The 12,462-nt window shown below is 62.8% G+C and carries 13 protein-coding genes; 6 read left to right on the top strand and 7 right to left on the bottom strand.

Going from position 1 to position 12,462, the window contains the following annotated elements; all coding sequences use genetic code 11:
* The first annotated feature begins 6 nt into the window (after positions 1-6).
* Positions 7-222: a hypothetical protein gene (locus tag JGU71_RS26740; RefSeq protein ID WP_199708053.1), complete on the top strand. Its 216-nt coding sequence runs from the start codon at positions 7-9 to the stop codon at positions 220-222.
* Positions 223-276: 54 nt separating this feature from the next.
* Positions 277-642 carry a VOC family protein gene (locus JGU71_RS26735; RefSeq protein ID WP_199708050.1) on the top strand — a complete coding sequence of 122 codons (366 nt, stop codon included), beginning with the start codon at positions 277-279 and terminating at the stop codon, positions 640-642.
* Here JGU71_RS26735 and JGU71_RS26730 read toward each other — a convergent pair.
* Both JGU71_RS26730 and JGU71_RS26725 read right to left on the bottom strand, forming a co-directional pair.
* Positions 541-1,641 (bottom strand): magnesium and cobalt transport protein CorA, encoded by a 1,101-nt coding sequence (locus JGU71_RS26730; protein ID WP_199708047.1) that lies wholly within the window; start codon positions 1,639-1,641, stop codon positions 541-543. The genes JGU71_RS26735 and JGU71_RS26730 overlap by 102 nt on opposite strands.
* A 68-nt stretch (positions 1,642-1,709) precedes the next feature.
* Positions 1,710-2,324, bottom strand: a complete 615-nt coding sequence (locus JGU71_RS26725; protein WP_199708045.1) for a TetR/AcrR family transcriptional regulator — start codon at positions 2,322-2,324, stop codon at positions 1,710-1,712.
* 77 nt (positions 2,325-2,401) lie between these two features.
* Here JGU71_RS26725 and JGU71_RS26720 point away from each other — a divergent pair, with 77 nt between their 5' ends.
* Positions 2,402-3,238, top strand: coding sequence for an alpha/beta fold hydrolase (locus tag JGU71_RS26720; protein WP_199708042.1), 837 nt, complete (start codon positions 2,402-2,404; stop codon positions 3,236-3,238).
* A 6-nt stretch (positions 3,239-3,244) separates the two neighbouring features.
* Here JGU71_RS26720 and JGU71_RS26715 read toward each other — a convergent pair whose 3' ends face one another.
* The gene (locus JGU71_RS26715; RefSeq protein WP_199708039.1) at positions 3,245-3,472 is read right to left on the bottom strand and encodes a hypothetical protein; all 228 of its coding nucleotides are present in this window, start codon (positions 3,470-3,472) and stop codon (positions 3,245-3,247) included.
* 329 nt (positions 3,473-3,801) lie between these two features.
* Here JGU71_RS26715 and JGU71_RS26710 point away from each other — a divergent pair, with 329 nt between their 5' ends.
* A complete protein-coding gene (locus tag JGU71_RS26710; RefSeq protein WP_199708037.1) occupies positions 3,802-4,500 on the top strand; it encodes a helix-turn-helix domain-containing protein in 699 nt (232 codons plus the stop codon).
* A gap of 956 nt (positions 4,501-5,456) precedes the next feature.
* On the opposite strand, the gene JGU71_RS26705 is transcribed toward JGU71_RS26710, so the two are convergent.
* Positions 5,457-6,149 (bottom strand): hypothetical protein, encoded by a 693-nt coding sequence (locus JGU71_RS26705; RefSeq protein WP_199708035.1) that lies wholly within the window; start codon positions 6,147-6,149, stop codon positions 5,457-5,459.
* Between the two features lie 62 nt (positions 6,150-6,211).
* Between JGU71_RS26705 and JGU71_RS26700 the strand changes: the two genes are divergently transcribed.
* Positions 6,212-8,104, top strand: a complete 1,893-nt coding sequence (locus tag JGU71_RS26700; RefSeq protein WP_233530162.1) for a putative bifunctional diguanylate cyclase/phosphodiesterase — start codon at positions 6,212-6,214, stop codon at positions 8,102-8,104.
* Here JGU71_RS26700 and JGU71_RS26695 read toward each other — a convergent pair.
* Positions 8,101-9,156 carry an Rv1355c family protein gene (locus JGU71_RS26695; RefSeq protein ID WP_307829906.1) on the bottom strand — a complete coding sequence of 352 codons (1,056 nt, stop codon included), beginning with the start codon at positions 9,154-9,156 and terminating at the stop codon, positions 8,101-8,103. The genes JGU71_RS26700 and JGU71_RS26695 overlap by 4 nt on opposite strands.
* A 214-nt stretch (positions 9,157-9,370) precedes the next feature.
* Complete coding sequence (locus tag JGU71_RS26690) at positions 9,371-10,246, bottom strand: alpha/beta fold hydrolase (protein ID WP_199708034.1); 876 nt, start codon at positions 10,244-10,246, stop codon at positions 9,371-9,373.
* Positions 10,247-10,334: 88 nt separating this feature from the next.
* Here JGU71_RS26690 and JGU71_RS26685 point away from each other — a divergent pair, with 88 nt between their 5' ends.
* Positions 10,335-11,672: a DUF2252 domain-containing protein gene (locus JGU71_RS26685; protein ID WP_199708032.1), complete on the top strand. Its 1,338-nt coding sequence runs from the start codon at positions 10,335-10,337 to the stop codon at positions 11,670-11,672.
* A gap of 20 nt (positions 11,673-11,692) precedes the next feature.
* On the opposite strand, the gene JGU71_RS26680 is transcribed toward JGU71_RS26685, so the two are convergent.
* Positions 11,693-12,289 carry a histidine phosphatase family protein gene (locus tag JGU71_RS26680; protein ID WP_199708030.1) on the bottom strand — a complete coding sequence of 199 codons (597 nt, stop codon included), beginning with the start codon at positions 12,287-12,289 and terminating at the stop codon, positions 11,693-11,695.
* Between the last annotated feature and the right edge of the window lie 173 nt (positions 12,290-12,462).

Below are 12,462 nucleotides of genomic sequence, written 5' to 3'. Positions count from 1 at the left end.
AGCGTCATGATGTATCTGTTCGGGCAGATGTGGGTCTGGATCGTCGTCGCGTTCGTTCTCGGTCTGGTGCTCGGCGCTCTGATCGTGCGAGTGCTCGGTCGGGGTGCCGCTCCGGCGGCACCTTCGTCGGCACCCGATTCGACGCCGTTCACGGTCGACCAGTTCGGCGGTCCGCCGGTCCCGGCTTCCGGCAGCGGCGGCAGGCATCAGGCGCCGGAATAGGCGAACGCTCATTCGTCCAAGCCAGGCGGCCGCGCGGACCGGCAGACTCGGGGCATGACTTCAGCACAGTGCAACGTCCGTCGAATACTTCCGAACCTGCCGACCCGGGACGCCGGCGCAGCCAAGGAGTTCTACGTCTCGGTCCTCGGACTCGAGGTAGTCATGGACCTCGAATGGGTTGCGACGCTGGCAAGTCCGACCCACCCGACCGCCCAGCTGAACCTGATCACCGAGGATGCCTCCGCAGCGGTATCGCCGGAGATCTCCGTCGAGGTCGACGATGTGGACCTCGCCTACGATGCTGCCGTCGCGTCCGGTCTACCGATCGTGCACCCGTTGACCGACGAACCGTGGGGCGTCCGCAGGTTCTTCGTTCGCGATCCGGACGGCAGGGTCGTGAACGTGCTGAGCCACCGGTAGCGTCGCACGTCGTCTGGCCATTCGCATTCGGAACCACGTGTAGAGCCCGACGCACGGGATCGCGAGACCACCGAGGCCGAAGACGACGAATGCTGTTGCGCTGGCTACGTTTCCGACGAGCCATTCGAAATTTTGGCCGAAGAAGCCGGTCACGAACGTCAGCGGCAGAAAGACGGTCGACATGATCGTCAACTGCTCCATAAACGCGCTTTGCCGCACGCTGACCTTGGTCTGCTCGACGGAGATCACAGCCATGTTCGCCTCGAGGATCGTCGCGAGGAGTTCACGTTGCGCTGTGACCTCCTCGTTGACGAGGTGCAGGTGATCCCGCACGTCGCGAAAGTACGGTGTCAGTTCTTCGGCCCATCGGCCGCGTTCGAGGATCGTCGTCGCGGAGAGCAACGGGTGCACTGCCCGCCAGAAATCGCTGACTTCGCGGCGAAGAAAGTAGATCCGCTCGGTCGGTGCGACGGCACCGGAGAAGACGAGTGCTTCGACCTCGTCGATGTCCTTCTCCAGTTCGGCGACCACGGGGGTGTAGCTGTCGATGACCTGATCGAGGATCGCCCACAACACCGATTGCGTGCCGAGGCCGAGCAGTTTCGGCCGCGATTCGAGACGCTCGCGGGCACCGTGCAATTCGCTCGCCGCACCTTGACGAACTGTGATGACGAAGTTGTGGCCGATGAACACGCTGATCTCACCGAACTCGACTTCAGATTTCGCGGGGTCGTAGCGTGCCGTCCGGAGGATGACGAGATGAAAGCCTTCCTCGTACTCTTCGACCTTGGGTCGCAGGTGGAAGGTCTGGGCATCCTCGACAGCGAGCTCGTGGAGTCCGAACGCCGCTGCCACTTCGGCTAGTTCGCTCTGGTCGGGCTCGAACAGACCGAGCCAGACGAAGCCGCCCTCGGTACATCGACGAGCGGCGTCGCTGAGAGCCATTTTGTCCCGATGCTGGCGTCGGCCGTCGCGGTACAACGCGCAGTCGATGATCACCCGACAATCCTTGCGCGAATAACTCACTCTCGTGCGTCATCAGCGCTACCCGGTCCGGATTGTGTGGATCAATCGCGCGAGGGTGCGTTCCTGAAACCGTCCAGCATCACGAAGATGACTTTCTCCATCTCGGCTGTCGCACGCTCCGGATCGGCAGCGGCGGCCACATAGAGAATGGCGTTGCAGTAAACGCTGTAGATCAGCTCGGCGGCCGCTTCGAGTGGGACGTCTCGAATCTCCCCGGTCTTGACGAGTTCGGCAAGCGTTGCGCGCAGGAACGGCATCGCGGCTTCTTCGTCGATCGCGCGGACCCGATCCCAGCCGAGCACTTCCATCACCTGACGTAACAGGGCCATTGCCTCGTGGTCGGCGAGGCACTCGCGCAGAAATCCGCGTGTCCCGGTCTCGATCTGTTCCCATGGCGTCGAGGCGGCGGTCATCGAGCGAAGGGCCTGCAGCAGGACGGCGTTCTGTGCGGTTCGGAATACCTCGGCGAAGATTGCCTGCTTGTCGCTGAAGTGGTGATAGACCGCGCCTTTGCTGGCGTGAGCAAGTCTGGCGATGTCTTCCACCGAGGTCGCGGTGAAACCCTTGTCGACGAAGAGCGACTTCGCCGCGTCGAGGACGGCAGCTTTCGTCAGCGCTGCGTACATTTCGCGCCGATTGGGCTTGACGTCGCTCATAGGTCGACACCATACTCGGAGACCAGTGAGCGTTCACCGACTCAGAGTCGGCGAAGCCATCGACAGGGAGGCGTCACATGCCGGAGATCGAACTGTCAGCCGGGCGGATCCGCTACAGCGACGCCGGGGAGGGTCCGCCGATCGTTTTTGTTCACGGAGTTTTCGTCGCGGGCAGCCTATGGCGAAAGGTCGTCGGACCGCTGAGCGCCGACTATCGCTGCATCACTCCCGACTGGCCCCTCGGCGGGCACACGGTCGCCATGAATCCCGACGCGGACATCAGTCCGCACGGCGTCGCGCGACTCGTCCTCGAATTCATCGATGCACTCGACCTGCGGGACGTGACCCTGGTCGGCAACGACACCGGCGGCGCCGTCGTGCAGTTGGCCATCGCCAGAGGCAGCGACCGGGTCAGTCGAGTTGTGCTGACCCCGTCGGATTCGTTCGACAACTTTCTGCCGCGGTCGATTCGCGTTCTGCAATACGCTGCTCGTGTTCCCGGGTTGCTGACGGTCGGGTCGCAGCCGATGCGTCTGTGTGCGGTGCAGCGACTCGCGCTCAGATGGCTGGTGAAGTACCCGATACCCGCCGAGATCACGCGGGAGTGGGTCCGTCCGCTGGTATCCGACCGGGGTGTGCGTCGTGACCTCGGAAAGTTCCTGCGCGCCATCGACTATCGCGACACCATCGCCGCAGCGGAGACGTTGCAGGGCTTTCCGAAACCGGTGCTGTTGCTCTGGCCACGGAAGGCGCCGTACTTCCCGTTCGCTCACGCCCAGCGGTGGACCGAGATCTTCGCCGACGCAACCCTCGTCGAAATCGAAGACACCTACACCTGCGTTTCGGAGGATCAGCCGGAGGTGACCGCCCGCGAGATCGCGTCCTTCATTCGCGCTCGCAGCAAGGTGGAGTGATCGTGGTCAGTTCAGCTTGGTGCGTTTCAACCAGGTCGCGTAGTCGGTCGCGTCGAACCGGATGACCGGGACCTCGGATTCCTCCTCGGGCGGCGAGCCAACGGCGAGTCCGTCGAAGAGTTCTAGTGCTTCTGCCAGGATTGCCTGAACGGCTTCGCTGCGGGCGAGTTTGTGTTTGAGCGCCGCATTTTCTTCGCGTAGCCGCGCGAATTCCGCACGGTCGATGTTCTCCATTCGGCGAACCGGCCTCCCCTTGCCTGCTGCAGCGATCTGGGTGCATCCATTCGGGTCGGTATGCGCGAGGTGGGATGCTCACCGCCCCGAATTGGGGCACTCCGTTGCGACGCCTGCCCGGATCGCGAACAGTCCGCCCGGTGACCCCCTCCTTCACCGGGTGGACGGTTCGCCGTCGCGAGCAAACCGTCTGGTGCGCCTGCCGAGCTAAGGTATCTCAAACGAAAATACAACGCAACTGAACGAAAATGAACGAAAATTCGGTGGAGATGGCAGTCGTGCAGGTCGAGTGGACAGTCGAACGGTCGCCGATGCGTATGCTGGCCTGCATGGATACGGATCCTGCCGTCGCGCTGGCGCAGCGATTCGCCCGAATATTGAAGGCACGCAGAGGATTACGTCGACAGATCGACGTGCACGAGGCCGGAGGGCCGAGCGGCCCGACCCTTCGAAAATACGAATCGGGCACTTGCCTGGAGCCGCCATCCACGCACGTATTCCAAAAGCTCGACAAGGGACTTCGGTGGACACCGGGCAGCGCAGAGCATGCTTGGTCGGGTGGTGACCCGGTCCCCCTGGAAGGGGCCGGCCGACCGTTGGCAGGCCAATCGCCGTTCGCCTCGGACAGCCGGAGTACGCCGGGTCGAGATGTCGCGGAAGTTCGGGAGCTCAAGCGGCGCCTTGGCCAGAGTCTCGCCGAGCAGGCTCGCGTGCACGGCGAGTTGCTTCCAGAACTGCAGCAGTCGTACGCCGCGTTCGTTCGGTTCGCAGACAAGTTGATTGCCGACTACGCAACCGGATTCTTCGAGCTGAACGGCGGCCCCGGACGCACGCCGCACGAACTGGGTGAGATCGCCTTCGGATCGTTCCTTACCGAGGTCGCCGAGCAGGCATCAACGGGTGACGCCGGGACGGCTGACAACCGGACCTATCTCCTGTGGCTAGCTGGCCGTATCACCGTCGACGATGACACGGCGTCGCGATTCGCCAGCCGTCAGGCGGAGTCGCTCAAGACACGGGAGAAGTGACGTCGGATATCCCCGACCGCCAGGGCGTCATCGGGTTTGCGACCGGTTCGATCGAGGATGTGCATGGGGTCGTCAGCTCGAGCAACCCCCAACGGAGGCCGTCGTTGACGGGAATCAATCGAGTCTCGCACTCATACCAAAATGTCACCCCGATCCCGCTGGGCCGCATACGCAATGCAGACGCCGCGATTGCGCCCGTACTACGAACTTCGTTGCACGCATATTCGAGTATGTGTCGATCTGCCGGGTGGAGGTCTACAGACGAGTGTTGCTCGACCGAGACCAAGACGATCGCCCAGTTGGTAATGGTCCGCGATACGAGATCGACGACTCCGACGGGCTTACTCGTCAAGGCGGCGTGGGCCCACGCGAAATCCGCCGGGTCCTCGATCGTTACGTTCGTGCCGTGTTCGCTGGAAATACCCCTCGTCCCCCTTCTTGCCCGGCTACCTACCTATGAACCGGCCAACCGTGACTATCGTGTGTTGCTTGCCAGGGGGCCTTCTGTCCCTGCCTTCGCGATCGGTTCCGCTGTCGACGTGCAGGGTGTCGTTATCTCGAGTAAGCCCCACCGACGACCGTCGTTCAGGGGAATCAATCGAGTCTCGCACTCGTACCAAAACGTCGCGCCGATTCCCGAGGGCCGCATCCGTAGTTTCACGGACGTGATCGAGCGAGTCTCTCGAACCTCGTCGCAGGCCGCCTCGAAAAGGTGGCTATCCGCTGGGTGAAGGTCGACCGACGAGTGTTCTTCTGCCGCGCTCAGCGGAACAGCCCACTCGGCTAGTTCCCGCGTTTCGAGCCGCACCACTCCCACAGGCTTGTTTGTGAAGGTGGAATGCGCCCACGCGAAGTCGGCAGGGTCCTTGATCACCGCGGTCGTGCTTCGAGCGTCGATAGTCCCCATCCTCCTTCGTGGTCGGCCACTTTCGGCAGCCTAACAAGATGCCCGCAAATTATCGGTTCGAGTCGGCCTCAGCGATGGCAGCGGCGAGCCTGGCCGCTTCGCTTTCGAGTAGTGGTCGTTGGGTCGGATCGGCGACGGACAGATAGGTTCGCCGGTCCCACCAGAGCGGGGTCGCGTGATACCGGGCGTCCGGATAAGGAGCGCCGGGAAGGTCGGTTGGTTCCTTGATGCTGCCGGTGCTCTGCCAATGGGCGATGGCATGATCCTCGCCGGCAACACCGAGAGCCCAACGGGCCTGCGTGGTCACCATCGGTACCAAAACCACTGCGCGCGAGATCGCCTTCGCGATATCCCGTTTGTCGGGCGCATCCGGATGCACGAAGGCCCCTTTGGACTCGACGATTCCTTCGCTGAGCCGCGACTCGACAAGCCCTCTGAGATCGTCGAAGCCCTCGTATCCTTCCCACATCTGTACCGCTGGAGCCGATTCGGCAGTCTCGTACAACACGTAGCGAGCGCCGCCGACGACTGCGCCGGACAAGTCGACGACGGCACAGAAGCGGACGGTCGTGGTCCCGTCACGGATCTCCTCGAGATTCAGCGCAGATTCGACGTTGAATCGTCTGTACCCCTCGAGCGCGCCAGCGAGGTATTCACTCCAGAGTGCTGGTGACGCCGTCGGAGTTGTGGTGATAAACCGAGTCTGTGGCGTGAGGTCGTACGACGCTAGGCTTTCGGGCACGGCATGATAGTAAGGGCCAGGTACAGCCTGACCCAGCCACTGGCGGATGGAAGAGTTCGACCATGCAGATGCACGCGCAGGAGGCCGACCGATCCTCGGCGGCCGAGCTCAGCGAGCTGGTAATTTCGATTGGCCAGCGTCTGCTGGCCGCTCAGGCCAATACGGCCATCTCGGTAATCTTGGAAATCCTGCACGACCTGCGTGAATTCTTCGGCGTCGACCACACCTGTCTGCGCTACACCGACCACACGATCCGTGCGTCGCTGATGGTCGCCGAGAGCCCGGTTCGCGATATCGTCCCGGACCCGGACCCTATGGCTTGCGTCTATTTCGAGGGTGCGGACGAAGTCTTCGCGCAAACCGAGCACTCCGTCGTACCGTTCGCGGTGCGCCCCGGCGACGGCTCCGCGAAGCGCTACCAGGAACAGGTCCGTGAGGTCGCGCGCCTTGCCTGGGGTGAGGAAGCCGTCGCGGCCCTTACCGGAGCCTCCGTCCTGGCCACGCCGTTGGTTGTTGGACCCCGGCCTGTGGGATTCGTTTCGCTCACCAAGTTCGGAGATATGGTCTTCACGGCCGACGAGCTGGAGGCCATGAACGCAATTGCCTCGATGCTGACCCAGCTGAAAAGTCGCATAGAAGCCGAAGAATCGTTGATCTATTCAACGTTGCACGACGACCTGACCAATCTCTCCAATCGGAGAGCCCTGATCGGTCATCTAGAGGAGCGTTTGCAGGCGGGGCCCGGCACTGTCGCATTTTTTCTCGACGTCGACCGGCTCAAGACAATCAACGACTTTCTCGGTCACGACGCGGGAGATCGGTTCATCCGCGTCATCGCGAAACGCCTCAAGGATCACAGCGAGCCGCGAGACATGATCGCGCGACTCGGCGGCGACGAGTTCATTGTTGTTCCCGCACAGGCGATGTCATTCGAAATTGCGTCTAAGCAAGCCGAACGCTTGCGTAGGCTCGTCAGTGCACGCGTTTCCATCGGAGCAGAACCCGTGAGCCGGACCGTCAGCATCGGTGTGACCGTGGCCGAACCGGGAGACACCGCAAGCGACATCTTGCGGCGCGCTGATCAGGCCATGCTCGCCGCAAAGGCGGCAGGCGGCAACGAAGTTGCCATGTTCACCGACGAGATGCGCAAGCTGCACGCATTGCGCGACGACGTCGAGTTCCATCTTGGGTCCGCGATACAGAACGACGCCCTCACACTGCACTACCAGCCGGAAGTAGACCTCAGGTCCGGCCGGATTCTCGGTGTCGAAGCTCTCGTTCGATGGCAGCACCCATCGCGAGGATTGCTGTTACCCGAGTCGTTCGTCGGAACAGCCGAATCAGCGAATCTCGCGGGCGCCCTCAACCGGTGGGTCGTGCGCCGTGCGGCGGAGCAGTGGGTGCTCTGGCGCGACGCCGGCATCATCGACGACGACTTCGGGATGCGGGTCAACGTCTCCCCGGTCCAGCTCGTCAGCGTAAATTTTGTCGACGATGTGGCGACGATCGTGCACGACGTCGGGATCGATCCGAAGGCGCTCTGTATCGAGATCACCGAACATGTGTTGGTGCAGGACCTCGACCGGGCTCGAGTCACTTTGGAAGCCCTCAAACACCTCGGCCTGCAGACCGCGATCGACGACTTCGGCACCGGTTACAGCTCGTTCACCCATCTGAAGCAACTCGAAGTCGACCAGCTGAAAATCGACAAGAGCTTCATTCAGAAGCTCGGTCGCAGTCCCGACGATCTAGCGATCGTGACGTCCATCGTCGACCTCGCCGAATCGTTCGACATGTCGGTTGTCGCGGAGGGCGTCGAGACCCAGATCGGGTTGGAAACGCTGCTGAGTGTGGGTTGCACTCGCGCACAAGGACGCCTGTTGGCGCCGCCGACACCCGCGGAGGAAGTGACGCGGGTGTTGGAAAAGCGCGTGATCGGCCCGAGCCCGAGTTAGGCACCTTCGAGCGTATGTTCTTCGCCGAGACGGGGGTCGGCAATTCGATCGAGGGCGGTGTGCAGGTCGACGCTGGTCCGCCCTGATTCCAGGGGTTCACCGCGGCCGATCCGTCGCACCGCGGCAGCGACAGTGGCACCGCCGAGTTGGACGTCACTGCCGAGCTGAGGCCAGGTCGAAATCGTCTTACCCACCTCGTGCATCGACGCAACCATGCGTGAGGACAACTGCGATGGTGGCAGGATCCGTAAGACGTGCGGCACTTTTTCAGCGGTCGGCATGTCAGCGAACGCGCCGAAATCGAAATCGTCGCCGAGCAGCCCGTTGAAAAAGGGCAGATCGGGATCGAGATCGTAGCGTTCGACGTCGAGTATTCCGCGGTCGGACGTCTCCATCAGGATTGGTATGCCGCGTTTCGACGCCGCACGTCGCGCAAGCACTTTGATGTCGAGCGAGTCGCATTCCTCGACCATGATGTCGAGGCCGTCGCTGAACTCGTCGATGTTGTCTGGTGTCGCGCCGGCCGTGTGGACCACGAGGGAAAGGTAGGGATCGAGTTCAGCGATCCGCCGGGCGACGACGACGGCTTTGTTGAGGTCGAGGTCGAGCAACGTCGCGGGTATGCGGTTGAGGTTCGACAGTTCGATCTCGTCGAAATCCGTCAGTCGCAATTCACCGCACAGTCCCTCGAGTGCCAACGTGTGTGCAATCGCGTGACCGACGCTGAGTCCGATCACCCCGATCGTCAGCGTCCGGAAGTGCTGCTGCTCTTCCACCGTGATCTTGTTGCGGTTGCGGTCCAGTCGCAAACGTTCGAAGCCTTTGGGCCCAAGAATCGCGACAGCCGTTGCGCGCCAGGGGTAGTACGCCCAGCGGGGGTTCTCCTCGAGAATCTCGGCGCTGGCTGCTGGGATCAGCTTTCCCAGACCGGCACGCTGCGTATCCAAAGTGTCGAGGAAGGTGATGTCGGGCTTCGCGCGTAGGCGCGTCAACTCGGCCATGTCCTCGGCGACCGCTTCGTCGAGCAGCTGGGCTCGGTATTGCACTGTCACAGTGGACCTTTCGGCCGCGCGGATCTAAAGGAGGCTGGTGTGACCATGCTGTGATCGTAGCTGCCGACTGGGAATCCGAGCTGTGAACAGCGCAACGTCGCCGGTCGTCGAGATCTCGACCTGCTCGGCCGGTGCCGCTGGCCAGGATCGTGGATCCGAACAGGACTCCCTCGTCGGCGACTACGCGCGTCGGGAACGTCGTATGCGTGCGGGATCAACTCCGAGTATGTGCGGTGTGCTCGAGGATCGCAGGCACGACCACGCCCCATACCCGCCGCGGCGGGTTTTCGTGACCAACGGTCTCCATCGAGAGTAACTGCGCCCCTGGGATTTCCTTCGCCAAAGCCTCCCCGTGTTCGTGTGGGAACATCGGATCTTCCGTGCCGTGCAGCACGAGGGTCGGGGTCGTGATGTCGGCGAGCCGGTCACGCCACGGATCGCCTGCACCGACCATGAACGGGTTGGTCAGCTGGGCGCCGATGCTGTCGGATCGGTCGTAGACACGCTCCCAGAACTGTTGGGCCGCAGCCTTGTCGAACGGCACGGACTGAGCGCCGAAGATTCGTTCGAAGTCGACGAGGCTCGCGACGGTCTCGTCGCGGTTCGACCAGTCCTGTTCGGGTTGTTCGGTTTCGAAGGATGCGCGCAGCGCCTCGGACATCGGCGGCAGGTCGGGTGTTTCGTGACCTGGGCCGCCAGGGGTGGTCGAGGACAGCGTGACTGTGGCGAGGCGGTCAGCGTGCTCGATGGCGAGCAATTGGGCGACGGCACCGCCGCCGGAGACGCCGACCACATGCGCGCGTTCGATGTGCAGGGCATCGAGCAGGCCGATGACGTCGTCGACGACGTCGCCGATGTCGTAGGTCGGGTTGCCGACCTCGTAGTGGGTCGAGCGTCCGTGATCGCGATTGTCGTAGCGAACGACGAAACGTCCGCCTGCGGCCAGCATTGCGCAGAAATCTTCGTGCCAGGAGAGCATGCAGCTACCCGCGCCGCCGAGCAGAACGATCGCGGGATCGGTGGAAAGACCGAAGGTTTCGACACAGAGGTCGACGCCGTTGATGTGAATGATCTGCTCGTTCGATGCCATGTCGCCTCTGCTCCCCGATCAACTTGTGGACACTGTGAACAATGCCATACGACCTCGCTCTTGTCCAGAAATGCGTAACGTCCGAAAGATGGCCGAGAAGCTTGTCGCCGCCGATCGCGAACCCGAACGGGCAGAGCAGATCCTGCGGGTATTCGATGCCGCGTTCGCCGAGTTGCTAGCCGCGGATGCCGCAGCATTTCGCGTCAAGTTCCGAAAGATGGCGGCGACGCCGTTTGCGTTCTATCGCGGGACCGCAGGACTGTTCTATGCCGACCTGACAGCCGCGCCCTACGACTCCTACGGCACTCCGTTCCTGAACGACCGAACGAGTCGGGTCTGGATTCACGGCGACCTACACGCCGAGAATTTCGGCACCTATCTCAACGCCGAAGGCCGACTCGTCTTCAACGTCAACGACTTCGACGAAGCCTATGTCGGCGCGTTCGCCTGGGACGTACAGCGGCTGGCGGCGAGCGTCGCGCTGATCGGATACGCGAAAGCGTTGTCCGACAGCACCATCACCGGGCTCGTCCGGACCCTCGGTGAGGCCTACCGCAAGCAGATCGCGGCAATCGCACACGACGGCGCTGCAGCCGAGTTCACCCTCGACACGGCATCGGGCCCGATCTTGGACACCTTGCACAGCGCACGCCTGCAGACCCGAGTTGCGTTGCTGGACAGCCAAACCGTGATCGCCGATTTCGATCGGCGTTTTCGTGACGGCGGCGGTGCGTTTCTCCTCGACGACGACACCCGACGCGACGTGCTCACAGCCTTCGAGGAGTACCTGCCGACCCTCCCGGAGTCGAACAGCGCGCGGCCGGGCGCACTGCGCGTCAAGGACGTCGTCGGTCGGCGCGGTATCGGGATCGGCAGCGCCGGACTGCCGTCGTACAACCTGCTGCTGGAAGGTCCGACCGACGCACTCGAAAACGACGTCGTCATCTACATGAAGCAGGGGCAGACGCCCGCTGTATCGGCGCATGTCACCGACGCGGACATCCGCGGCTACTTCGAACACGAAGGTCAGCGCACGGTCATCTCGCAACGTGCACTGCAGGCACACAGCGATCCCTGGCTCGGCTACGCCATGTTGCGGGGGCATGGTCAGCTCGTCGCCGAAGTGTCCCCCTACGCAAGCGATCTCGACTGGACCGACCTCAACGAGTCCGCCGACCTCCATGCGGTCGTCGAATGCCTCGGCCGCGCGACGGCGACCATGCACGCCGCGGCCGACGAGTCGTCGAGCGGGCATTCGCTGGTGCCGTTCTCCACCGAGGTGGCGATAGACGACGTGATCGCGGTCGACGAGGATGCGTTCCCCGACATGCTCGTCGATTTCGCCCATGCCTACGGTGCTCGCGCGCGTGAGGATCACCAGATCTTCGTCGACCTGTTCAGGAACGGGCGGATCCCCGGCTTGTAGCAGGTGCTCGTCGCGCAGCGCTACTGGTTGCGCGGCAATAGATCCCAGACATGTTCGGTCTCGTTGACGGCCGAGACCGTGCGCTTCCCGTCGCGCGAGAAGAGGATGCGGGTGACCGAACAGTATTCGATCGGAAAGGCCAACGTCTTCGCGTTGCCGAGCACGTTCTGCAGGTAGGAATTGATGACGCCGCCGTGCGCGAACGCGACGACGGTATCGGTGTGCTCGGCTGCAGCGACGATCCCGTTCACCGCATCGATCACCCGCTTCTTGAACGCTACGGGGTCGACGAACTCGGGCAGCTCGCCGGCTTTGATGCGTTCGTAGGCCTCACGAAACTCGACCTTGGCGTCCTCGATCGGGATGTAGGCGCCGATTGTGTGGTCGTATTCGGCGAGTTCGTCGACGATGTCGACCGCGAGGCCGAGCCTTTCGGCCGTCGGCGCTGCCGTGAGTCGCGCCCGCTGCTGCGGGCTGCTGACGACACGGACGATCTTGTGCCGGGCAATGGCAGCCGGAACTCGCAGGGCTTGCTCGACGCCGAGGTCGGCGAGGGGTGGGTCCGCGTTCTCGACCGACCGCAGCGGGAGTCCGTGGCGAATCATCAACAGTTGCACGGGGGTCACAGTAGGCCGCAAGCGGCTCGTGAGTCCTTTCGGAGGGCCGCACCTCTGTGCTGTCTAGATACATGTGGCACAGATGTGTCTAGATACATGCGAGACACATTTTAGGCTGCGTCGTGCAGTTTGCCTTGGTATCGCTTGGTGAGGTCGAGCGTCAGATGACCGAG

This window comes from Antrihabitans stalagmiti (assembly GCF_016482825.1).
Lineage (GTDB): Bacteria > Actinomycetota > Actinomycetes > Mycobacteriales > Mycobacteriaceae > Antrihabitans > Antrihabitans stalagmiti.
The sequence above is the reverse complement of the archived record's forward strand: the minus strand, read 5'-3'. Positions and strand labels throughout refer to the sequence as shown.

Coding starts and splice junctions, on each gene's coding strand:
- JGU71_RS26685 (WP_199708032.1), top strand. CDS start 10,335: ATGGCCGAGAAGCTTGTCGCCGCCGATCGCGAACCCGAACGGGCAGAG.
- JGU71_RS26740 (WP_199708053.1), top strand. CDS start 7: ATGATGTATCTGTTCGGGCAGATGTGGGTCTGGATCGTCGTCGCGTTC.
- JGU71_RS26725 (WP_199708045.1), bottom strand. CDS start 2,324: ATGAGCGACGTCAAGCCCAATCGGCGCGAAATGTACGCAGCGCTGACG.
- JGU71_RS26715 (WP_199708039.1), bottom strand. CDS start 3,472: ATGGAGAACATCGACCGTGCGGAATTCGCGCGGCTACGCGAAGAAAAT.
- JGU71_RS26720 (WP_199708042.1), top strand. CDS start 2,402: ATGCCGGAGATCGAACTGTCAGCCGGGCGGATCCGCTACAGCGACGCC.
- JGU71_RS26690 (WP_199708034.1), bottom strand. CDS start 10,246: ATGGCATCGAACGAGCAGATCATTCACATCAACGGCGTCGACCTCTGT.
- JGU71_RS26700 (WP_233530162.1), top strand. CDS start 6,212: ATGCAGATGCACGCGCAGGAGGCCGACCGATCCTCGGCGGCCGAGCTC.
- JGU71_RS26710 (WP_199708037.1), top strand. CDS start 3,802: ATGGATACGGATCCTGCCGTCGCGCTGGCGCAGCGATTCGCCCGAATA.
- JGU71_RS26735 (WP_199708050.1), top strand. CDS start 277: ATGACTTCAGCACAGTGCAACGTCCGTCGAATACTTCCGAACCTGCCG.